Raw genomic sequence first — 21,566 nt, 5'->3', positions numbered from 1 at the left:
GCAGGCAGGCTGCGCGCCGGCAGCGTTCGCCTCAACAGCGCCGCCTGGGACAGTGCCGCCCCTTTCGGCGGCTACAAGCAATCCGGCAACGGTCGGGAATACGGGAAGTTCGGACTGCACGAGTTTACCGAGATCAAGGGCATAGCCGGCTTCTCGAACGAGTGAACGTCAATACGAGAGGTCGGTGTTCGGGATGCCTGCGTGCGATAAGGGCGCGCAGGATCCGGGCGCATATGCGCGATCGCAGGTGATTGCCGACGGGGCGATCGTGTGGAAGAACCAGCGAGCGCTCTCGTCGTGCCTGAGATGGCACCCTCGCGCGCAAAGCGGCTGCTCGGGCAGCGCAGGAGATACTCGCGAGCCCGCGACATGACACAAGCGAGCAGATCATCGTAACAGGTCTTTGGAAGTGGCGCCCTACCCGTCGGTTCAATGGCAAGTCGCCCATCCCGTCACAGGTGCGCCCGTCGGACGCACCTGAGTTTTGCCGTCATTCGTAAACGCAGATGTAGATCTTGCGCACAGTCTCTATCGTGCGCCAAACACCGGCAAAACCTGGCTTCATAACGAAGCTGTCCCCAGCGCGATAGGTCTTCGTCTCCCCACCCTTCTCCTCGATTTCCACAAGACCTGAGATGATATGGCAGAATTCGTAGGTGGTGCCCTTGATCGAATGATGCTCGCCAGGCGTCGCTTCCCAGACGCCGGTCAACACCTTCTCTCCCTTGGAAGCATCCTGGGCCCAGGTCTTGAAAAGAGGATTGCCCGAGATGAGCCGCTCCGGTGCGGGAGTGGCCTCCTTCGCCGTGAAATTCGGATCGGTATCGATGGTGACCAACAGTGACATATCATCTTCCTTATTCGGTTGGAGGGTTCTGCGATCGATGAGGCAGGCCGTCGCGTGGCGGGGCCTCCATCATCGCGGTCCGCCTCTGGGTGGGTGTCACCCGAGATTAAGTCGATGCAGAAGTTGGCGTTGCTAAAGAGAAGCGCCGCTTTAGCGGATAATTTCAAAATCCCGCCACAACCCAACCAAACCTACTGTCGTCGCGAGAGCTGTCGCCGGGGAACACCGTGAACCGGTAGTGAGCAACAACGGCGCTGGTCTGCAAACGCCGCGGTTTCGAGTTTTGGCCATTCGAGGCATTGGCAGTTCTACGGCTATCGGTCGTTCGAAGGCCAAGTCCGGACCATAAATGCCCGGCCGCGCTTTTTTAATGCGGGAATAAGGTGGTCAGCGGCATATGGGCCTTGATGATCGGCGACTTGAGGACGACGAAGCTGAAATATTTGTCGATGCCGACGTCCATGTCGGTGAGCCGCTCCATGATCGTCTGATATTCGTCGATGCCGGCCGTGACGAATTTCAACAGATAATCGTAGCCACCCGAAACGAGATGGCATTCGATCACCTGGTCGACCTTCTCGATCGCTGCAAGGAAGCGGGCGAAGTCGATCTGCCGATGGTTCTTCAGGGTGATTTCGGTGAACACGGTCAGTGTCTGCCCGAGTTTGCTGACATTGATCTGAGCCGAATAGCCTTCGATGTAGCCTTCGGATTGCAGCTTCTTCACCCGCATCAGGCAGGGGCTTGGCGACAGGTTGACCAGCTCGGCGAGTTCCACGTTTGTGACGCGGCCATTCTTCTGCAGTTCGTAGAGGATTTTTATGTCGATCCGGTCAAGTTTCATCATCACACGCGCCTTCGCTTGCTCGAGATCGCCCAACGGCGCAGCAGATTATGCTGCAGCCTTTTCAACGTCGAGCTTAACACATCACAAAGGGGTGTCGACCGGATTGCGGGACATGCCGAAGCACAAATGGCTGCCGGCTGGCCCGCAAGACGGAATCTTCTGCTGTCGCTGGATGAACTCCGGCAAAGGTGCCGCGTCGGATCCGCTAGACTGGCCTGAAACGGAGACCATACCATGCCCGCACCGCTCACGCGCGTCAACACCACACCGCAGCTGCCCGCTGCCGCCGATGCGGTCGTGATCGGCGGCGGCATCGTCGGCGTTTTCGCGGCCTATTATCTGGCCAGACGTGGAATGACGGTCGCCCTCGTCGAGAAAGGCCTTGTCGGGGCGGAACAATCGAGCCGCAACTGGGGTTGGTGCCGGCAGCAGAACCGCGACGCCCGCGAATTGCCGATGTCGACGAAGAGCCTCGATCTGTGGGAGCGCTTCGCCGCTGAGACCGGCGAGGACACCGGCTTCCGCCGATGCGGCCTCTTCTATCTCAGCAACAGCGATGAGGAACTCGCCGGCTGGGCCCGTTGGCGCGATTTCGCCCGATCGGTCGGCGTCACGACGCATATGCTGAGCGGCGCCGAGACAACCGAACGCGGGCGGGCAACCGGCACGGCGTGGAAAGGTGGGGTTTTTTCGCCGACCGACGGCACCGCCGATCCTGCAAGAGCCGCGCCCGCCATCGCGCGTGCGATCCTGAAGCTCGGCGGCACGGTGCATCAATCCTGTGCGGCCCGCGGCATCGACATTGAAGGCGGCAGAGTTTCAGGCGTCGTCACCGAGCACGGCACGATCCAGACAAAAATCGCGATCCTGGCGGGCGGCGCCTGGGCCTCGTCCTTCTGCCGCCAGCTCGGCATTCGATTTCCGCAGGCCTCGATCCGCTCGTCGATCCTGTCGGTTTCGCCGGGCGCACCCGGCCTGCCGGATGCGCTGCATACATCGGCGGTTTCCGTGACGCGTCGCGGCAACGGCGGTTACACGCTGGCGATCAGCGGCCGCGGCCGCGTCGATCCCACCGCGCAGCAGTTTCGTTTTGCGCCGCATTTCCTGCCCATGTTCGCCCGCCGCTGGCGGAGTCTGGCACCCGGCGGATTGGAGGGGATTCGCTCGGGCCACGAATCTCTGGCGCGCTGGCGGCTCGACAGACCGACGCCGATGGAGCGCATGCGCATCCTCGATCCGGCCGTCGACCAGGCCACCATTACCCTCACGCATTCACGGGCGCTCAAGCTTCTGCCCGCCTTGAAGAACACCGAAATCAACGCCGCCTGGGCGGGCTATATCGACAGCACGCCGGATGGCGTGCCAGCGATCGGCGAATTCGCCACCCTTCCAGGTTTCATCCTCGCTGCGGGCTTCAGCGGCCACGGCTTCGGCATCGGACCCGGCGCCGGTCATCTGATCGCCGATATCGTCACGGGCGACGAGCCGATCGTCGATCCGCGGCCCTATCATCCCAACCGCTTCGCGGGGTCCGCCTGGGGCAAAGTCGCCGATTTCTAGAGCGCGTCGCAAAGAGAAGGCCGGGTCACTCAGGAGGCCAAGGCCATCCGCGGGCTTACGGCAGGCGGAGCCTTGCGGGCGTCGGCGGTCTGGAAGCGGGAAATCCGCTCGTTCAGCAGTTCCACCTGCTGCCGAAGCCTGTGAATTTCGGCGGTGTTTTCCTCCACCATTGCAGCATTGTGCTGCGTGATATGCTCGATGTCGCGAACGGCGCTGTTGACCTCGTCGATGCCTTTGTACTGCGTGCTGGTGGCAGTCGAGATGACCTGCACCAGCCCGTTGATAGAGGTAAAATGCTCGATTATCGCCGAAAGCGCCTCACCGGTCTCCTCGACGAGCCTGACGCCCGTGCCCACCTGCGATGCGCTGTTGGAGATGAGATCCTTGATTTCGCGGGCAGCCTTGGCGCAGCGCTGTGCAAGCTCGCGCACTTCCTGTGCGACGACGGCAAAACCCCTGCCCGCCTCCCCCGCCCGCGCCGCCTCGACGCCGGCATTGAGGGCGAGAAGATTTGTCTGAAAGGCAATCTCGTCGATCACACCGATAATGCTGGAGACCTTGTCCGACGAACGGTTGATGGCGTCCATGGCGTCGACGGCCTTGGCGACAACGGCCGCGGAATGCTCCGCCTGCCGATGTGCCTCGGCGACGGAAACCGATGTCTGGCGCGCATTTTCCGCTGTCGTGCGAACGCTGGCGGTGAGTTCGCCAAGCACACGTGAACTGTCTTCGAGAGCGGCCGCCTGCTGTTCCGTGCGCCGCGCCAGATCGTCGGCCGCGCCTGAAAGATTGGTGCTGCCCTCGGCGATTTCGTAGGTGGTGTTGCGAACCTCGGCGAGTGTGCGGCGAAGCGCATCGATCGCCTGGTTATAGGTCCTGGCCATCGCGACATAATCGGCGGCTAGCTCCTCGCTCATCACGGCTGCGAGGTTGCCGTCGGCAAGCTTGCCGAGCATGTCGGACAGTGCGTCCAGGGCCTCGCTCTGCTCGGCTTCGATGCGCGCCTGCTCGGCTGCGCGACGAGCCTGCTCCTGTTCGTCCCGCGCCCTGTTCGTTTCAGCGACCTCTTCGAGCCTGGTCTTTTCGAGCGCCTGGTCGCGGAAGACCGTCACGGACCGGATCATATCGCCGATTTCGTCGCCACGCTTGCCATCGCCGATCGGCACGTTGAGATCGCCCGCGGCAAGTCTCGTCATCGTCTGGGTGATCCGCTTCAGCGGTCCGCGCAGCGTTTCGATCAGCATGAGGCCGCCGATGATGGCAAGCACCGTGCCGGCAATCATCGCCGCGAGTGACATCGTGGCCGAACGCTGGCTGATGTCCTTGCCGCTCTCCTGCGCAGTGCTGACGAATTGCTCCAGGGTATGGCTTGAGGCGGCCACGAGTTCGGTTGCCGCGCCCCTCTCTGCCCGCCACCGGTCTGCGACCGATATCAGCAGCGACGTGTCCTTTTCGATCGTGGCGAGGGATGGCTCGATCTTCTTCGCAAGTTCCTGCAAGGCGGCGTTTTTCCCGCTCAAGGGTACGAGCTGTGCAGCGCTTTCGCGCAGCGCCTTGAGATCGGCGAGAACGGCGTCCCGCGCTTCGGCATCGACCCGCCTGTTCAGTTCACTCAGATGAAGGCGCAGATCGTCGATCGATTTGAAAGCAGTATTGACGATCACCACCACCGAGCGAAGCGTGGCGATGTTCGCATCCATGCCGACAAAACGCTCGATAGCGGTATCCGCATTGCCTGAGGCAAGTTTTCCGAACTTCTCCTCGAAGCCCTGCAAGTCCTGGTCGACGGGAGCATAGCCCTCGAGCGCAAGATTGGCGTTGTCCTTGGCCATCGCCGAGAGCTTGTCCAATACCGGCTTCAGCGCGGCAAACTGGCTTTGGGCCTTGTCGGAGGCGATTGCGGCGCTGCTGCCGACCTCCTTGACGAGCGGCGGCAAGAGGCTGCCGAGAGCGCCGGCGACATCGGCGGGGGCAGTCGCCTGCGCTGTTGCCTTGCGCAATTTTGCAATGCGCTGGGCGATATTCTTGTAGGCGGAGGCATCGAGAAGAAGGGCCCGGACGAAGGCTTCCTTTCCGTTCGCCTGATCCTGAAGGACGTCGAGCTGCTTGCGGGCGGTCTGGCTTTCCTTGAAAAGCTGCGCCACAGCCTGATCGATCGCCTGTTCGGTGTTCGTGCGCTCCAGTGCCACAGCCCAGAGCGCGTCGGCGCTGCCCAGCATCTTGCCGCCGAGGTCGCGCACCGCCGAGATCTGCTGCTTCTGCGACGGATCGATCAGCATGGCATCGAGCGTCGCAGCCCCCTTCTCCTGATCGGAGATGCTGGCGATCAGCCGATCGCGCGTGGCCGTTGTCGGAAGATCGGTAAAGGCAGTCAGCGAGGATCGCAGCTGCTGGAAACTGGAAAGCGTGTCGATCGTCTGCCGCGTCAGGGTCATCTGGCCTTTGAGCGTTCCGGCGGTGAAATAGCCGAAAAGCCCTATGCCCGCTATGAGGACGATCAGAGGCACCACGAAGAAGAGAACCTTCGTGACGATCCGCATACGCTGCAACAGTCGATCAATCAACGCCATAAGAAAGCCCCGCCCCCAGGAATGGTCACGCCTGATGGCGCGACGATAGCCGCAACTGCTAAAAAAATGGTCAATGGTGTCGAGTTCGTTCAGGAGTCGCTAAATGCGTAACCGAGGTCACATTTTCGGCATCCCGAGGTTCGCTGACAAACCTCGCTCTTACTCGACGTCATCCTCGGCATTGTGCCCGGGGGATCTGCCGCCCTATCGAACGGAGGCAGATGCTCGGGACAAGCCCGAGCTTGAAGAAAGAGGAGTTGGCCGCCTGGATCAGCGGCCTGGAGGGCGCATTTCTGCGCCATCGGCACATCAACTAGCCGATCGCCATCAGGCTCGCATTGCCGCCGGCAGCGGCGGTGTTGATCGAGGTCGACACTTCCTCCAGCAGCCAGTTGAGGCAATAGGCTTCCGGGTCGCTTGCCAGTTCCTCGCTCGTCGCGGCCTGGACCAAGAGAAGCGGGCCGGGCAGCGCGGCGATCTTCCGGTTGACGGCAAGAACCCTGTCGCGGTCCCCTTCGACCAGCGCGCCGGAGAACGGCCCGTCCTTTTCCCAATCCGATGTCCAGGAAAGGCGGCTGGCGACAGCCGCCGGAAGATCCGCCAGCGCCGACTTCGATATGGAAGCCGCATCGACGACGACGTGGTTGCCTGTGGAAAGGGCCGCGGCGATCTGGCGATGCAGTCCGGTTTCGGTCTGCGGCACGAGCAGGATGCGGCCGCGCGGATGGAGCGCGTAGAGATTGCGCTCGCCGACAGGGCCGGTGAGTTCACGTTCGAGCCCGAGCGCCGAGCGGCTCGCATAGCCACGCGCCACCTCCCCTTCGCCCGTCAGGCCCTTCTTGTCGAGCCAGACGATGTAATCGCGAAGCGCGAGGTCGGTATGAACGGAATCCTGCTGCGGCGGCACGGGTGCGCGCTGCACCAGGCGACCGATATAGAGCGGACCGCCGGCCTTCGGCCCCGTTCCCGACAGGCCGCGGCCGCCGAAAGGCTGCACACCGACAACAGCGCCAATGATGTTGCGGTTGACATAGAGGTTGCCGGCCTTGATGCGGCTCGTCACATGCGCAATCGTTTCGTCAAGCCGTGTGTGAAGCCCGAAGGTGAGGCCGTAACCCGAGGCATTGATGTCGTCGATCAGGCGATCGAGCCCGTTTCTCTTGAAGCGGACGACATGCAGGACCGGCCCGAAGACCTCCTTCGTCAGGTCCGACAGCGACTTGATCTCGATGATCGTCGGCGGAACGAAGGTGCCTTTTGCTGCGCTTTGCGGCAGCGGCAGCTGTTCCACCTTGCGGCCGGCGCCGCGCATCGCTTCGATATGCTGGTCGATCTCCGCCTTCGCCCCATCGTTAATGACGGGCCCGACATCGATGCTTAAGCGATCGGTGCGGCCGATGGTCAATTCACGGAACGCGCCCTTCAGCATGGCGAGCGTCCTGTCGGCCACATCATCCTGAAGGCAGAGGACGCGGAGCGCCGAGCAGCGCTGGCCGGCGCTGTCGAAAGCCGAAGTCACGACGTCGGCCACGACCTGTTCGGCCAGGGCGGAAGAATCGACGATCATGCCGTTCTGGCCGCCGGTTTCGGCAATCAGCGGGATCGGCTTGCCGGTCGCCGACAGGCGCTCGGCGAGCTGCGCCTGGATCATGCGGGCCACCTCGGTCGAGCCGGTAAACATGACGCCGGCCGTTTGCTGCGCCCCAACCATGCCGGCGCCGAGCCGGCCGCTGCCGGGCACGAATTGCAGAGCACCGACCGGCACGCCAGCCTCATGGAGAATCTTGACGCTCTCCGAAGCGATGATCGGCGTGACGCCGGCAGGCTTCGCCAGCACGGGATTGCCGGCGACGAGGGCTGCGGCAACCTGGCCGGTGAAAATCGCCAGCGGGAAATTCCACGGGCTGATGCAGACGATCGGGCCGAGCGGCAGATGCGATGGCCCGAGGGTCTTGCGGGCCTGGTCGGCATAATAGCGCAGGAAGTCGACCGCCTCGCGCACTTCGCCGACGGCGTTGGCGGCGGATTTGCCGGCCTCGCGCATGACGATGCCCATCAGCACCTTGATGCGGGCCTGCATGATATCGGCCGCCCGATCGAGGCAGGCGGCGCGCTCTGCGGGGGGCACGGCCGCCCATTGCGGCGCATATTCGGCTGCCATCGCAACGACGCGGGCTGCCTCCTCGACCTTCAGCTCGGTCACGGTGCCGACGACGTCGCGGTGATCGGCGGGATTGAGGACATCGCGTGTTACGCCGTCGGTGGAGCCGTCGGCAAGGATCGGCAGCGCATGCCAGGGCGTCGCAGCCGTGGAGGCAAGCGTCTGCGCCAAGTCCGAAAGCGTGGCTTCGCTCGAGAGATCCAGGCCGCTCGAATTGGCGCGGGCGCTGCCGTAAAGCGCCTTGGGTGCTGCGATCTGCACATGCGGGGCACCGACGACCGGCATGGCCGCGACGGTCTCGGCCGGATCGGCGATCAGCGCCTCGACTGAAACGTTCGGATCGGAAATGCGATGCACGAAAGAGGAGTTGGCGCCGTTTTCGAGCAGGCGGCGGACGAGATAGGCAAGCAGCGTTTCATGCGTTCCGACGGGCGCATAGATGCGGCAGGGCCGGTCGAGCTTTTCCTTTCCGACCACCTCGTCATAGAGCGGTTCGCCCATGCCGTGTAGGCACTGGAATTCGTATTTGCCGACCGCGAAGTCAGGCCCCGCCAGATGATAGATCGCAGCCAGCGTCTGCGCATTGTGGGTGGCGAATTGCGGAAAGACGGCATCGGCGGCGGCGAGCAGCTTGCGCGCGCAGGCGATATAGGCGACGTCGGTATAGATCTTGCGGGTATAGACCGGATAGTCGTCGAGACCATCCAGCTGGGCGCGCTTGATCTCCGCATCCCAATAAGCGCCCTTGACGAGACGGACCATCATCCGGCGCCCGGAGCGGCGGGCGAGATCGATGATGTAGTCGAGCACGAAGGGGCAGCGCTTGCCATAGGCCTGCACGACGAAGCCGAGCCCGTTCCATCCGCCGAGCTCCGGCGCAAAGCAGAGTTCTTCGAGAAGATCGAGCGAAAGCTCCAGCCGGTCGGCCTCCTCGGCATCGATATTGAGGCCGATATCATAGGACTTCGCGAGAGCGGCAAGCGCCTTGACCTTCGGCAGCAGCTCGCCCATCACCCGGCCGGCCTGCGCTCTCACATAACGCGGGTGCAGGGCCGAAAGCTTGATCGAAATTCCCGGGCCGTCATAGATGCCGCGGCCATCCGCCGCCTTGCCGATGGCGTGGATCGCCTTCTGGTAATCCTTGAAATAACGCTCGGCGTCGGCGGCGGTCGTCGCGGCCTCGCCCAGCATGTCGTAGGAGTAGCGAAAGCCGCGCGCTTCGAGCGGCCGAGCGCGTTTCAGCGCCTCCTCGATCGTTTCGCCGGTGACGAACTGCTCGCCCATCATGCGCATCGCCATATCGACGCCGCGGCGGATCACCGGCTCGCCGGCACGCGCGATCAGCCGCGTCAGCGCCGCCGACAGGCTGCGGTCATTGACCGTCGAGGTCAGCTTGCCGGTGACGACGAGACCCCAGGTGGCGGCGTTGACGAACATGGATTTGCCGCCGCCGATATGCGAGGTCCAATTGCCCTCGGCGATCTTGTCGCGGATCAACGCGTCGCGGGTATCCGTGTCGGGAATGCGCAGCAGTGCTTCAGCAAGACACATGAGCGCGACACCTTCCTGGCTGGAAAGCGAATATTCCTGAACCAGCCCTTCGACGCCGGTGCCCTTGTGCTTGGCGCGCAGCGCCTCGATCAGCGTGCGGGCCGTGCTGCGGATATCATAACGCTTCGCCTCGGAGACGCGCGCGGCCGCAACGAGCGGCGGCAGGCATTCGGTTTCGGGACGGCGATAGGCGGCGGTGATTGCCTGGCGAAGCTCGGATTGCGGCCGGATCGGCGGCGCGAAGGCGGCGAATGGCGCGGGATCATTGGATGGCGTGTTGTCGATCGCTGCGTTGAGCATGGAGGTCCCTATCAATCGATATATGGTTTAACGGATGAATGAGACGCCGGGCTCATCGTCCCAGCCAGCATCATCGGTGACGACAGGGCCGGAATATTCCGTCTCGCAAAGCGGGCGCGCCGGCTTGTCGCGTTTGAGCGTGAGCGCTGCCGCCACGGCCCTTATCGCCACCGGCCGGTAGTGGGCGATCAGGTCCGGCTTCTCGTCGTCGTCCTGCGTTTCCCTGCCCATGCATGACCCCGTTTTGCATGTGGTGCCGGTGCGATCCTGACGATGCGTCAAGCACCTGCGCCTTTCATCCCATTGTCCACCCGTAAGGTATCACAGATCGCCAATCACGATATCACTTGATTTTCGCCATTTTCAGCCTGTATGAACTTATTAAAACGCATCTAAGAGCTCAAATGGCTAGTGAACCAGACATCTTTAGTGAATTGGACCAATTCGACAGAAAGATCCTCGCAGCACTCGCCGAGGATGGCAGATTGTCGATCACCGATCTCGCCGCGCGCGTCGGGCTCTCGAAGACGCCCTGTCAGCTCCGCTTCAAACGGCTGATCAACGACGGCTATATCGAAGGCTTCAAGGCCGTCCTCAATCCTGCGAAAATGCAGCTCGACCACATCGCTTTCGTCGAGGTGAAACTTTCCGACACTCGCGAAGCTGCGTTGAAGAGCTTCAACGACGCCATCAAGAAGATCAGGGAAGTCGAGGAGTGCCACATGATCGCCGGCCGGTTCGACTATCTCCTGAAGATCCGCACCCGCGACATCGGCCGCTACCGCCGCGTCCTCGGCGAACGCATCTCAACCCTGCCACATGTGGCCAACACGTCGACCAACGTCGCGATGGAGACGATCAAGGAAGGCTGGGACAAATTTGGGTCGAGTCTTTCGTGATCGTCGACCCTGCGGCTACATTGCCGCATTGAGCTTTCCGCTCGGCAGCATTATCAACGTTTTCACGCCGAATGGCGGGGGAAACCATGCAAAGTCGTTTGGACATGATCGAGAAATGGCTGATGCGCATCCTATGCGCCATCGCACTCGTGTCTGTGGGATTTGCGCACCAGGCCCCGGCGATCGCGGCCGCCCCCGTAAATCTTGCCGAATATGTGCTTCCGGACGGGACGCTGCCTACGCTTTGCGTCACCGTCGCGGACGACGAAGGCAAGAGCGGCACTGATCACAAAGCCCACAATCATGGCTGCGAAGCCTGCCGGATCAGTGCTTCCGTCCTGCTTCCGCCACCTGCAGACATCGCCGGGAAAGCTGTTGCATTTTCCCTTCGGGTGGATCTTCCCATCCGCATCGAAGCCTTACATCGGCAGATTTACCCGCCCAACACCGGTCCCAGAGCCCCTCCTTCCGACCCGATCCTGACCTGAACCAGCGCGTCAGCCAGGCAGAGGCGCGCCCTTTGTTCTCGGCCGCGCCTTTGCCAGCGGCCACGGATTCGGAATTTCATCATGTCGACTATCACTTCCGCCGCTCCGGCGGAAAACGCCGTACCCGGCGTCTCGCTTTATCGCGCCATCTGGCGCTGGCACTTCTTCGCCGGACTTCTCGTCATTCCCTTCATGCTGAACCTCGCGATCACCGGCTCGCTCTATCTCTTCAAGAACGAGATCAACGAAAGCGTCTTCGCCTACCGCTATGACGTCGTCGCTTCAGGCCAACCTCTGGCGCCGGAAAAGCTGGCGGAGATCGCGACGGCCGCCGTGCCCCGCTCCGCGGTCACCGCCTACAAGGACCCGGCAACGCCTGAGCGCTCGGCCATCGTCACGGTGTCAAGCGATGCCAGCTCCACGCTCGTCTTCATCGATCCCTATAACGGCAGGATTCTTGATAGGGTCGGCTCAACCGAAGAGTTCAACTACGTCGTCAAGCGCATCCACAGTCTTGCTCTGTTTGGGAGCCTTCCAAACAAGCTGATCGAGATTGCCGGCGGATTCGCCATGGTGCTTGTCGTGACCGGCATCTATCTCTGGTGGCCGCGCCGCCAGACGGGCGGCGTCGTCACGGTCCGCGGCACTCCGGCCCGACGCGTCTTCTGGCGCGACCTGCATGCCGTAACCGGTGCTTTCGCGGGCATACTGATTTTCTTCCTGGCGATCACCGGCATGCCGTGGTCGGGCTACTGGGGTTCGAACATGCAGGCCTGGCTAGGAAGCCATGGCCTGGGATATCCGACGCAACTCTGGGACGATGTGCCGAAATCGCAGAAGGTTACCCAGAACGTCCTGCCTGCGGTCGGCTGGACAGTCGAACAGGCTCCGGTCCCGCTCTCCGACATTGCCGTCGCCCAGTCGAAGAAGCCGATCGGCCTGAACAAGGCCGTCGACGTCGCAAAGGCCGCCGGTCTGACGCCGGGTTTCGACATTGCCATGCCTTCCGGTGAAACCGGCGTCTATTCCGCGGCGATCTATCCCGATGACCTCGCCAAGGAGCGGATGATCCACATCGACCAGTATTCCGGCAAACCGCTCGTCGATATCTCCTACGGCCAGTATCCGATTTTCGGAAGAGCCATCGAGTGGGGCATCAACGTCCACCAGGGGCGCGAATTCGGTCGCGTCAATCAATTCCTGATGCTTGCCACCTGCCTGGCGATCATTCTTTCCTGCGTGACCGGCGTCGTCATGTGGTGGAAGAGGCGGCCGTCCGGACGTGTGGGGGTTCCGCCGCTGCCGCCGCGGCGATCGGTTTATATCGGCCTATGGATCATCGCGGCTGTCTTCGCCCTGGCGTTTCCGCTGACCGGTCTCGCCATCCTGCTGATGATCGCGGTCGACCAGGCCATCATTCGCACGATCCCGCCGCTTCGGCGTGCCTTCGCTTGAGAGATGTCGATGAAGACGATCGCATCCGCCCTTCGACGAAACTTTGACAAACGACCGCTCCAACTGGCAACTTCAAAGGAAACAGATGAGATGACTATGTCGAAACTCCCCCGCATCGCTTCCATCGCACTGATCGTGACGGCCGTGGCCGCCGGCCAGGCCTTGGCTCACGCCCACCTGAAAACTTCGAGCCCGGCGGAGAAGGCGTCCGTCATCTCTCCCGGCGAACTCGACCTGACTTTCACCGAGGAACTCGATCTCAAGTTCAGCGGCGTAAAGGTCACAGACCCGGGCAAGAAGGACATCAAGCTTGGCGAAGCCGGGCTGAAGGACGATGGCAAGGTTCTGACGGTTCCGGTTCCCACAACGCTGGCACCAGGCGACTACACCGTCGACTGGCATGTGCTTTCGACCGACGGACATAAGACCAGCGGCAGCTATATCTTCACCGTCAAGCCGTGATCACGCCCGAGACAGTCTATAGCGCTTGCCGCTTTTTCCTGGACGTCGCTGCCCTGTATCTGTGGGGCAGCTCCGCATATCTGTGGCTGCTCGTTCCCGCTTCCCTTTCCGGGAATATCTGGGCACGGCAATATTGGCTTCGAGCCCTTGCCCTCGGCAGCATCGTCGCCGCAACGATCGTTGCTCTCCCGTTCAGGTCCGCGATCCTCAGTGAAGACTGGGCGCAGGCATTTGATTTCAGCGCAATGCTGGATGTTCTTTCCGACACCGCGATCGGCACGGCGTGGATATGGCAGGCGGCGGGAACCGCTGCGCTTTTGCTCGCACACGTCGCGACGCCCATGCGATTGCGGGCCGCTACCATGACGGTCGCCGCGGGATTCCTGCTGGCCGGTCTTGCCGCGAGCGGCCATGCCGCCATGAACACCGGCTGGCTTCGCGCACTGCATCGGGGCAACGATATCGTCCATGTCCTGGCGGGAGGCGCCTGGTTCGGGGCGCTGATCCCGGTCGCGTTCATTTTGCCGCTGCTGTCAGATCGCCAGGCCGGCCGCGACGCGACGACGGCGCTCGTCCGTTTCTCCACGGCAGGCCACGTCGCAGTCGGTGCGGTTTTGATCTCCGGAGTCGCCAACATGTTCCTGATCATCGGCGGTTTCCCGCTCGACTGGTCCGTTACCTATCAGCTTCTGCTTTCCCTGAAGATCCTGCTCGTCCTGTCGATGATCGGACTGGCGATCCTCCACAGGTATGTGCTCGTACCAAAACTCTCCTGGTCTCATGGAGCTGTGACGGCACTCAGGATCGGAACCGTTGTCGAAATCGTCCTGGCGCTTGCGGTCGTCGGTCTGGTGGCATGGTTCGGCATGCTTGAGCCGGTTGCCATGTAAGTCACGCTGGAGGCATGGCGCAACGACCGCATCGAGGCAAACGGCCAGCGACCGGCCCATTCTCTGCATCTTGCTTTCGAACCGCTCACGGCGTCTGATACCGCTAGGAGATGGATCGCTTGACATAAACGAGTCTTCGGCGACCGAACCTGAGAATGAGGAACAGGATGGATCACGCCAATAGCCCGCAAGCACCGGCGAGCGAGGATAAGGAAGCGCGCAGGCTGCAATATCTCCCCTGGGAACGCATCCCATCGGATCTTCATCATCCCGCGTATCTTTCTCGCAAGGCGGAGCTTCGGCGGTCATGCGGTGCAGCTTTGGCCGAGACGTCCTACATCGCCGAGAATGCCGCAATCTTCACCGAAAGCCTGACGATGGGCGAGCGGTCGTGGATTGCGGGCCACGCGCTCGTGCGCGGCGAAGTGATCCTAGGCGATGATTGTTCCGTCAATCCCTATGCCTGCGTTTCCGGCAAGGTGACGTGCGGCAATGGGGTGAGGATTGCCTCGCATGCATCGATCGTCGGCTTCAACCATGGCTTCGACGATCCTGATCTGCCGATACACCGCCAGGGCGTCGTCAGCATCGGCATCACGATCGGCGACGATGTGTGGATCGGCGCCAATTGCGTGATCCTCGATGGCACGATGATCGGAAATGGCGCCGTGATCGCTGCCGGGGCGGTCGTGACCGGCAATATTCCCGCCATGGCGATTGCCGGCGGCGTTCCCGCCCGGGTGTTGCGAAGCCGGGGTTCGGCCGCCGAAAAATCGGGCACGGGCAACACCGAAGATCAATTGCTCAAGCTCGGGCAGAAGGCACAAGAACAATGGCCGGATATTCTTGCGCGTTGGAAAACCCAGGGAAATTATGAATCGCTGGAAGCGGACGGCATCAGGCGGCCGGCGATCCGGCATCTGTGCGACGCGATCGAAATTGCCGCCGGCTTCGGCCACGTGCCGCCGGACATCGATCCGTCGGAGACCATCGAACGTCTCCAAGATCTCCAGGAACCGGCGACCGGCCTTTTCCCGGAAGAGCATGCGCGCGTGCCGGACAAAGCCCTGAGGGATGATCCGAAGGCGCTCTACAACATCCTTTCGGTTGGATATGCGCTGGAGCTGCTCGGCTCCAGCCCGCGGCACCCTGTCCAGGCCGTTCGGCTCGACGCTCAGGACCTCGACCGATGGCTCAGCGCGCTGCCATGGCAAAGCAGGGCATGGCACGCCGGCAGCGTCGTTGATGCCATCGGCACCGCTATGTACTTCAATGCGAAGTATTTCGGCATTCGGCATCCGCGGCAGGCGCTCTTCGAGTGGCTGAGCCGGCATGCCGACGGCGTCTCCGGCCTTTGGGGCGAGCCGACAGCGCTGGAGGGATGGCTGCAGCCGGTGAACGGCTTTTATCGGCTGACGCGCGGCACCTATGCCCAATTCGGCGTTGCGCTTCCGCACCCGCATGCCGCACTCGAAACGATTCACTTGAACTATCGCAATCACAAAGGTTTCGTTGCGGAGAAATACAATGCCTGCAACCTGCTCGATACGATCCACCCTCTGCTACTGATTGCCCGCCAAACCGAATACAGGAGAGCCGATGGGGAGGCGATTGCGCGCAATCTCATCTCAAGGGCGCGGGACAGATGGCGGGACGGCGAGGGATTTCCTTTTGCCGACGGCGGTGAACCCAGCCTGCAGGGCACGGAAATGTGGCTTTCGGTCATTCACTTGGCCGCCGATTTCCTCGGCTTGGCAGATCGCTTCGCGTTCGTTCCCAAAGGCGTGCACCGGACGGCAACGCCCGGGTTGGGTCTGTAACCTTGGCTTTTCCGATCAACCGTGCAGCGACCCCGTCAGCCAGGCGGCGGCGAGGTCGCGAGCATTGCTGCGCTTGGCTTTGACGGGCACGATCACGTTGTAACGCCCCTCTGCGGCAAGCTCGCTATCCCCAGCGCGCACCAGCGTCCCGTCCTCGAGAAAGGTGCCGACCAGCAGGCGCCATCCGAGCGCAATCCCCTGCCCGGCGCGCGCCGCCGCGATGCTCTCGGTATAATGGTTGAACCGCAGCGACGGCTTGACCTCGATACTGGAGCCGGTCAGCGAAACCCATTGCGACCAGTTGTACCAGGAACGGTCGACAACATCCGTTTCGATGAATTCGTCCGCTGGGCCGAGCGGACCATCTCCCCGACGCCTGAGATAATCCGGAGAGCAGACGGGGGAGATGACGTCGCTGCGCGAGGCGATGACGGTTCCATCGCTGAAGGGAGGCAGGCCGTAGCGGATCGCCACATCGACCTCTCCGCCGTCGAGCGCAATCGGACTGTCCTGGGATATCACCCGGACCAGAATTCCGGGATTCGCCCGGCGGAATTCGGCGAGCCGCGGCAGCAGCCAGAAGGACGAGAAGGCGACGGTCGCCCCGATCGTCACCACGTCCTGGCTGCGCGACTGGATCGCCTCCACGCTTTCGGCGATATCGGCAAAACTCTTGGCGAGCGTCGCGCCGAGGCTGACGCAGGCTGCCGTCGGCTCAATCGCCCGGTGCTTGCGCAGGAACAGCGGCTGGCCGAGTTCCTCTTCCAGCAAGGCGATCTGGCGGCTGACCGCGGCCTGGGTGACGCCGAGCTCGGTCGCGGCCGTGGTGAAGCTCTTCCTGCGCAGAACCGCTTCCAGCGTCACCAGTGCCGTCAGCGACGGGAGCCGTTTTCGGAACTGCATCTTCAAACCTCTTTTCGCATGATAAAAACTTATGCGAGCTTGATTTTTTATGCCGTTGAAACCCTGTAACTGCAAGGGCAATCTAGGGAAACTCTCACATAAGAGGTTCTCATGCTAAATAGGCTTCCATCTTCGATTTCGGCCCTTCTCGAAGCCCGTGCCGACGGCCATTCGCTGCCGGCCGGCCTTTACACCAGGGAAGATGTGTTCGAAGCTGACATCGACGTCTTCTTCCACAAGCACTGGATCTGCGTCGGCCTCGACTGCGACGTTCCCGAACCCGGCGACGCCACGGTGATCGATATCGGCAAGACGAGCCTGATCCTCCTGCGCGACGACGACGGCGAAATTCGCGTCCTGCACAATGTCTGCCGCCATCGCGGCTCCCGCCTTCTCAATCCGGGCAAGACGATCGTTTCGAAGCTCGTCTGCCCCTACCACACCTGGACCTATGAGCTGACGGGCGAACTCAGCTACGCCCCTCATATGGGCAAGGATTTCGACAAGGACTGTCACGGCCTGAAGCCGGTTACCTTCAAATCGATCGGCGGGCTGATCTACGTCTGCCTCTCCGACAATCCGCCCGAGGACATTGCCGGCCTCGAACAGGCGATGGTCGAGCGTCTCGCTCCCTACGACATCCGCAACGCCAAGATCGCCCACCAGACCGACGTCGTCGAGGACGGCAACTGGAAGCTGACGATGGAAAACAATCGCGAATGCTACCATTGCTCCGCCAACCACCCGGAGCTCTGCGTCTCCTTCGTCGATCTCGACTTCGGCTTCGACCCTGAAACGCTGAGCCCGGAAGACCGTGAGCAGGCAGAGGAGCATTTCCGCCTTTACGAGGAACGCACGCAGGCATGGGAGGCCGACGGTTTCCCCTCGGCTGCCATCGAGCAGCTCACCGACTGCGCCACAAACTTCCGCACGCAGCGGCTGATCATAGCAGGCGCCGGCGAATCCCAGACCCCCGATGCCACCGCCGGATCCTCCAAGCTGCTCGGTCACATCACCCGCAAGGATCTCGGCGACACGCATCTCTGGGGTCATAACAGCTGGAACCACTTCATGGGCGACCATGCAGTCGTCGCAACCGTCATCCCGCTTTCGGCGGGCAAGACGCTGGTCCGCACCAAATGGCTGGTCCACAAAGATGCCGTCGAAGGGGTCGATTACGATCTCGACAAGCTGACGGATGTCTGGGTCGCAACGACGGATCAGGACGCCGACCTCGTCGCCCGTTCCCATGCCGGCGCTCTCGATCCCGCTTATCAGCCGGGGCCCTATTCCCGCTTCTCCGAGACGAACCTCGACAAGTTCGCCACCTGGTACATCGACCGGATGCGCGCCCATGGGTATTGATCTCACATCCATGCGTCTAGGTCAGAGCGCGCAGCAGGTCTGGGATCCGGAGACTGACGAGACCCTCGTCTGTCTCGACGTCCATCAGGAGACGCATGACGTGAAAAGCTTCACGTTCGCGTCTCCCGAAGGCAAGCATTTCCACTTCGATGCCGGCCAGTACTTTCTGTTCGACTTCCCCAGCGGTTCGGATGGCGAGGCGCGGTGCTACAGCATCTCGTCGTCGCCCCATCGAAGCAATGCCTTTACGGTGACGGTCAAGCGTGTTCCCGGCGGCAGGATATCGAACTGGCTCCACGACCACATGGCGCCAGGCATGACCGTCAAGGGTCAGGGACCGCTTGGTCATTTCATCCGGCCCAAGGGCGAGAAGATCAAGCTTCTGCTCCTCTCCGGAGGTTCGGGCATCACGCCTGTCATGTCGATCACACGTGACCTGGCAGACCGCTACGAAGCGTCGGACATCGTCTTCCTGCACGCGGCGAGAACGCCTGCCGATCTGATCTTTCGCCACGACCTTTCGGGGCTCGCAGCGAGGATGAAGGGACTGCGTCTCCAATTTCTTCCCGAGACGGTCGCCGGCGAATTATCATGGCCAGGGCTGACCGGCCGGATCTCGCCGGAATTCCTCAAGCTTGCCGTTCCCGACATCGCCGAACGCGTCGTCATGTGCTGCGGTCCCGCGCCGTTCATGGCGGCGGCGCGTTCGATCACGGCGGCTCTGGGCGTCCCGGCAGAAAACTATATCGAAGAGAGCTTCGACGCCGCGGTCATCGACGAGCCGGGCCTCGACGTCGAAGCACAGCCGGCGGCGAGGACTTTCCAGGTCGAATTCGCGAAACAGAACAAGACCTTGGAAGTCCCAACAGACCAGACCGTGCTTGCCGCGGCAAAGAGAGGCAGCGTCCGCCTGCCCTCCTCGTGTTCGAACGGGGTCTGCGGGACCTGCAAGTCGAAGCTTGTCTCCGGCTCGGTGGAGATGAACCATAAGGGCGGTATCCGGCAACGCGAGATCGACGCCGGCTTCTTCCTGCCCTGCTGCTCCAAGCCGCTCAGCGATCTCGTCATCGAGCGCTGAGCGTCGCTCACCCCACCCCCATTCACGGACAGGAAGGATTGCCTCGGATGCTGCGAGACGAAAGCTGTTCCACCGAGCCGTCCGGCTCGACGGTTTTCAAGGACGAGAGAAAGCAGGCCTATCTCAATCCAGAGGGAGCTGACCGGCCTTTGATCAGCCCCGTGCCGGCCGCAACGCTCGACCGGGCGCGCCGCTACCGGCTGGAGCGGCTGCGCTTGAAGATGCGTGAATGGGATTGCGGCGCCCTGTTGCTCTACGATCCCGTCAACATCCGATATGCTTTCGACTCGTCGAATATGAGCATATGGACGATGCACAATCCGTCGCGCTACGCCCTGATCCTCGCCGATGGCCCGGCGATCCTGTTCGAATTCGAAGGCGCCGAACACGTCAATGACGGGCTGCCCGGCATCGACGAGGTCCGGCCGGCGAAGTCGTGGATATTCTTCACGGCGGGAAACCTGATGGAGCCGCGCATGAAAGCCTGGGCCGACGAGATCACCGCCCTTGCCACCGGCGATGGCGGCAACAGGCGCATCGCGGTGGACCGGCTCGAGCCGGCGGGCGCTTTCGAACTCAGAGAACGCGGATTGACGCTGCTCGACGGCCAGGAACTGGCCGAACGGGCGCGGTCGATCAAGAGCGCCGAGGAAATCGAGCTGATGCGGTGGACGATCCGCGTCTGCGAAGCCGGCATGGCGCGGATGTACGAGATTTCCGAGCCCGGCCGCACCGAGCGCGAGATTTGGGCCGAGCTGCACTTCGAAAATGCGCGCAGCGGCGGCGAGTGGCTTGAAACCAAGCTGCTGACCGCGGGTCCGAGAACCAATCCCTGGTATCAGGAATGTTCGGACTATGTCGTCAAGCGCGGCGAGATGATCTCCTTCGATACCGACATGATCGGCCCCTACGGCTATTGCGCGGATCTCTCGCGCTCATGGACGGCGGGCCATGTCGCCATGAACGCCAAGCAGAAGGCGCTTTACGCCGCAGCCAGGGCTCAGATCGAGCACAATCTTTCCGTCATTCGGCCGGGAATGACCTTCGGCGAATTCAACGAGCTGTCGTGGCAGATTCCTGAGAAATACCAGCCTATCGCTACACCCTCGCCCTGCACGGAACCGGCATGGCGGATGAGTGGCCGGGAGTGCTGCTGCATCCGGATTTCGATCCCGATTTCACCGGCATCATCGAGGAAGGCATGGTGCTGAACGTCGAAAGCCTGATCGCCGAGGCCGGCTCCGAAAGCATCAAGCTGGAAACCCAGGCCCTGGTCACAGCGACGGGCGCGGAGCGGCTGGACAGCTTTCCCTGGGAAGAGATCTGAAAGGTTGCTGCGTTCAGTGCGCTCTCAAAGCCGCGGCGCGATGCTGCGAGGGCGTCTGCCCGAATGTGCGCTTGAACGTTCTCGTGAACTGCGAGGCGTTTTCAAAGCCGACATCGAGCGCGATCTCGATCAGCGGCGCCTTCGACTGGGCGAGGATCGATTTTGCCCGTTCCATGCGGACGCGATTATAGGCCTTGGCGGGCGACATACCGGTCTTCTCGATGAAGATCCTCTCCAGCTGCCGCCTGGAGAGCCCGACCATGGCGGCAAGCTTCTCGATCGGCATGCTGCCGTCGACGAACTGCTCCATGGTAATCATCGCCGCCTTGACGCGGGCATCGTCATAATCGTCGTAGAGCGGACGCCGGGGCTGAATGTCGGCCGGAGCGCGGGCCTTCTCGATCTGCAGCACTTCAAGCGCATTCCGTTCGGCATCGCGGCTGATGTATTTCCTGACCAGCAGCGCCGCCATATCGGCACTGCTGCTGCCGCCGGCGCAGGATCCGCGCTGGCGATCGAGATTGAAAAGCCGGTCGGAGCGAACGCTGAGTTCGGGGAACCGCTCGCGGAACTCCTTGTAATGCAGCCAGCTGACGCAGGATTCATGCCGCTTCATCAGCCCCGCCGCGGCAAGGATGAACGTACCGGTGCACACGCCGATCAGCGGCACCTTCTTGGCATCCGCCTGCTTGAGGAAGGTGATGGTCTGCTGGTCGACGGGGTTCTCCACGCTCAGAAGGCCGCCGACGACGGCGATATAGTCGAAGCGTGCGGGATCGACGAAGTCCGACGTCGGAGCGACCTGGACGCCGCAGCTCGAAGTGATCAGGTGCCGCGTGCTGCCGATCACCTGCCAGTCGGCAAGTACTCTTCCGGAACGGTCCTGCTCGTCGCTGGCAAGCCGCAGCGTATCCACGAACAGCGCGAAGGCGGACAGCGTGAACGACCGCGACAGAACGAATCCAACCTTGAGCCGGGCGGTGGGTTTCGCGGCGCCGTCTGCCTGCCGATGCTGCCCAGGTCGCATATTCATCTCATCACCG

General features: G+C 62.3%; 17 protein-coding genes and 1 pseudogene. 11 read left to right on the top strand and 7 right to left on the bottom strand.

Annotated elements, in window-relative coordinates; all coding sequences use genetic code 11:
* Nucleotides 1-165 (top strand): aldehyde dehydrogenase family protein (locus GGD53_RS30065; protein WP_184460360.1); only part of this gene is annotated, 165 nt, incomplete at its 5' end.
* Nucleotides 166-490: 325 nt separating this feature from the next.
* Here the strand turns inward: GGD53_RS30065 and GGD53_RS30060 are convergent.
* Nucleotides 491-847 carry a cupin domain-containing protein gene (locus GGD53_RS30060; protein WP_184460359.1) on the bottom strand — a complete coding sequence of 119 codons (357 nt, stop codon included), beginning with the start codon at nt 845-847 and terminating at the stop codon, nt 491-493.
* A 367-nt stretch (nt 848-1,214) separates the two neighbouring features.
* On the bottom strand, nt 1,215-1,691 hold the full coding sequence (locus GGD53_RS30055) for an Lrp/AsnC family transcriptional regulator (protein WP_004679019.1): 477 nt from the start codon (nt 1,689-1,691) through the stop codon (nt 1,215-1,217).
* A gap of 237 nt (nt 1,692-1,928) precedes the next feature.
* Here GGD53_RS30055 and GGD53_RS30050 point away from each other — a divergent pair, with 237 nt between their 5' ends.
* Nucleotides 1,929-3,254 (top strand): NAD(P)/FAD-dependent oxidoreductase, encoded by a 1,326-nt coding sequence (locus GGD53_RS30050; protein WP_184460358.1) that lies wholly within the window; start codon nt 1,929-1,931, stop codon nt 3,252-3,254.
* Between the two features lie 29 nt (nt 3,255-3,283).
* Here GGD53_RS30050 and GGD53_RS30045 read toward each other — a convergent pair whose 3' ends face one another.
* The 3 genes from GGD53_RS30045 to GGD53_RS30035 all read right to left on the bottom strand — a co-directional run bounded on the left by GGD53_RS30045 (nt 3,284) and on the right by GGD53_RS30035 (nt 10,067).
* Nucleotides 3,284-5,824, bottom strand: a complete 2,541-nt coding sequence (locus tag GGD53_RS30045; protein WP_184460357.1) for a methyl-accepting chemotaxis protein — start codon at nt 5,822-5,824, stop codon at nt 3,284-3,286.
* Nucleotides 5,825-6,137: 313 nt separating this feature from the next.
* Nucleotides 6,138-9,836: a trifunctional transcriptional regulator/proline dehydrogenase/L-glutamate gamma-semialdehyde dehydrogenase gene (gene putA / locus GGD53_RS30040; RefSeq protein ID WP_184460356.1), complete on the bottom strand. Its 3,699-nt coding sequence runs from the start codon at nt 9,834-9,836 to the stop codon at nt 6,138-6,140.
* Nucleotides 9,837-9,863: 27 nt separating this feature from the next.
* Nucleotides 9,864-10,067, bottom strand: coding sequence for a hypothetical protein (locus GGD53_RS30035; RefSeq protein WP_184460355.1), 204 nt, complete (start codon nt 10,065-10,067; stop codon nt 9,864-9,866).
* Between the two features lie 173 nt (nt 10,068-10,240).
* Here GGD53_RS30035 and GGD53_RS30030 point away from each other — a divergent pair, with 173 nt between their 5' ends.
* The 6 genes from GGD53_RS30030 (at nt 10,241) to GGD53_RS30005 (ending at nt 15,850) form a co-directional block, all read left to right on the top strand.
* Nucleotides 10,241-10,735, top strand: coding sequence for an Lrp/AsnC family transcriptional regulator (locus GGD53_RS30030; protein ID WP_184460354.1), 495 nt, complete (start codon nt 10,241-10,243; stop codon nt 10,733-10,735).
* Nucleotides 10,736-10,821: 86 nt separating this feature from the next.
* Nucleotides 10,822-11,223: a DUF2946 family protein gene (locus GGD53_RS30025; RefSeq protein ID WP_184460353.1), complete on the top strand. Its 402-nt coding sequence runs from the start codon at nt 10,822-10,824 to the stop codon at nt 11,221-11,223.
* 81 nt (nt 11,224-11,304) lie between these two features.
* On the top strand, nt 11,305-12,678 hold the full coding sequence (locus GGD53_RS30020) for a PepSY-associated TM helix domain-containing protein (protein ID WP_184460352.1): 1,374 nt from the start codon (nt 11,305-11,307) through the stop codon (nt 12,676-12,678).
* A gap of 96 nt (nt 12,679-12,774) precedes the next feature.
* Complete coding sequence (gene copC / locus GGD53_RS30015; protein WP_184460351.1) at nt 12,775-13,140, top strand: copper homeostasis periplasmic binding protein CopC; 366 nt, start codon at nt 12,775-12,777, stop codon at nt 13,138-13,140.
* On the top strand, nt 13,137-14,030 hold the full coding sequence (gene copD / locus GGD53_RS30010) for a copper homeostasis membrane protein CopD (RefSeq protein WP_184460350.1): 894 nt from the start codon (nt 13,137-13,139) through the stop codon (nt 14,028-14,030). Before copC ends, copD begins: the two co-directional genes overlap by 4 nt.
* A gap of 167 nt (nt 14,031-14,197) precedes the next feature.
* The gene (locus GGD53_RS30005; protein WP_184460349.1) at nt 14,198-15,850 is read left to right on the top strand and encodes an acyltransferase; all 1,653 of its coding nucleotides are present in this window, start codon (nt 14,198-14,200) and stop codon (nt 15,848-15,850) included.
* Between the two features lie 15 nt (nt 15,851-15,865).
* Here GGD53_RS30005 and GGD53_RS30000 read toward each other — a convergent pair whose 3' ends face one another.
* Nucleotides 15,866-16,753 carry a LysR substrate-binding domain-containing protein gene (locus GGD53_RS30000; RefSeq protein ID WP_184460348.1) on the bottom strand — a complete coding sequence of 296 codons (888 nt, stop codon included), beginning with the start codon at nt 16,751-16,753 and terminating at the stop codon, nt 15,866-15,868.
* Nucleotides 16,754-16,864: 111 nt separating this feature from the next.
* On the opposite strand from GGD53_RS30000, the gene GGD53_RS29995 reads away from it, so the two are divergent.
* The 3 genes and pseudogenes from GGD53_RS29995 (at nt 16,865) to GGD53_RS29985 (ending at nt 20,523) form a co-directional block, all read left to right on the top strand.
* Complete coding sequence (locus GGD53_RS29995; RefSeq protein ID WP_184460347.1) at nt 16,865-18,118, top strand: aromatic ring-hydroxylating oxygenase subunit alpha; 1,254 nt, start codon at nt 16,865-16,867, stop codon at nt 18,116-18,118.
* On the top strand, nt 18,108-19,196 hold the full coding sequence (locus tag GGD53_RS29990; protein WP_432443176.1) for an FAD-binding oxidoreductase: 1,089 nt from the start codon (nt 18,108-18,110) through the stop codon (nt 19,194-19,196). The genes GGD53_RS29995 and GGD53_RS29990 overlap by 11 nt, the downstream gene beginning before the upstream one ends.
* 47 nt (nt 19,197-19,243) lie before the next feature.
* A pseudogene (locus GGD53_RS29985) lies at nt 19,244-20,523 on the top strand (M24 family metallopeptidase).
* Nucleotides 20,524-20,536: 13 nt separating this feature from the next.
* Here the strand turns inward: GGD53_RS29985 and GGD53_RS29980 are convergent.
* Nucleotides 20,537-21,550 (bottom strand): GlxA family transcriptional regulator, encoded by a 1,014-nt coding sequence (locus GGD53_RS29980; protein WP_184460361.1) that lies wholly within the window; start codon nt 21,548-21,550, stop codon nt 20,537-20,539.
* Nucleotides 21,551-21,566 lie beyond the last annotated feature (16 nt).

The organism is Rhizobium aethiopicum, from assembly GCF_014197535.1.
GTDB classification, from domain to species: Bacteria; Pseudomonadota; Alphaproteobacteria; order Rhizobiales; family Rhizobiaceae; genus Rhizobium; species Rhizobium aethiopicum_A.
This window is presented reverse-complemented; position numbering and strand designations above follow the sequence as displayed.

Bases quoted from the DNA above. Each gene is read 5' to 3' on its own strand.
- GGD53_RS30060 (WP_184460359.1), bottom strand. From the start codon at position 847: ATGTCACTGTTGGTCACCATCGATACCGATCCGAATTTCACGGCGAAG.
- GGD53_RS30055 (WP_004679019.1), bottom strand. From the start codon at position 1,691: ATGAAACTTGACCGGATCGACATAAAAATCCTCTACGAACTGCAGAAG.
- GGD53_RS30050 (WP_184460358.1), top strand. From the start codon at position 1,929: ATGCCCGCACCGCTCACGCGCGTCAACACCACACCGCAGCTGCCCGCT.
- GGD53_RS30045 (WP_184460357.1), bottom strand. From the start codon at position 5,824: ATGGCGTTGATTGATCGACTGTTGCAGCGTATGCGGATCGTCACGAAG.
- putA (WP_184460356.1), bottom strand. From the start codon at position 9,836: ATGCTCAACGCAGCGATCGACAACACGCCATCCAATGATCCCGCGCCA.
- GGD53_RS30035 (WP_184460355.1), bottom strand. From the start codon at position 10,067: ATGGGCAGGGAAACGCAGGACGACGACGAGAAGCCGGACCTGATCGCC.
- GGD53_RS30030 (WP_184460354.1), top strand. From the start codon at position 10,241: ATGGCTAGTGAACCAGACATCTTTAGTGAATTGGACCAATTCGACAGA.
- GGD53_RS30025 (WP_184460353.1), top strand. From the start codon at position 10,822: ATGCAAAGTCGTTTGGACATGATCGAGAAATGGCTGATGCGCATCCTA.
- GGD53_RS30020 (WP_184460352.1), top strand. From the start codon at position 11,305: ATGTCGACTATCACTTCCGCCGCTCCGGCGGAAAACGCCGTACCCGGC.
- copC (WP_184460351.1), top strand. From the start codon at position 12,775: ATGTCGAAACTCCCCCGCATCGCTTCCATCGCACTGATCGTGACGGCC.
- GGD53_RS30005 (WP_184460349.1), top strand. From the start codon at position 14,198: ATGGATCACGCCAATAGCCCGCAAGCACCGGCGAGCGAGGATAAGGAA.
- GGD53_RS30000 (WP_184460348.1), bottom strand. From the start codon at position 16,753: ATGCAGTTCCGAAAACGGCTCCCGTCGCTGACGGCACTGGTGACGCTG.
- GGD53_RS29995 (WP_184460347.1), top strand. From the start codon at position 16,865: ATGCTAAATAGGCTTCCATCTTCGATTTCGGCCCTTCTCGAAGCCCGT.
- GGD53_RS29990 (WP_432443176.1), top strand. From the start codon at position 18,108: ATGGGTATTGATCTCACATCCATGCGTCTAGGTCAGAGCGCGCAGCAG.
- GGD53_RS29980 (WP_184460361.1), bottom strand. From the start codon at position 21,550: ATGCGACCTGGGCAGCATCGGCAGGCAGACGGCGCCGCGAAACCCACC.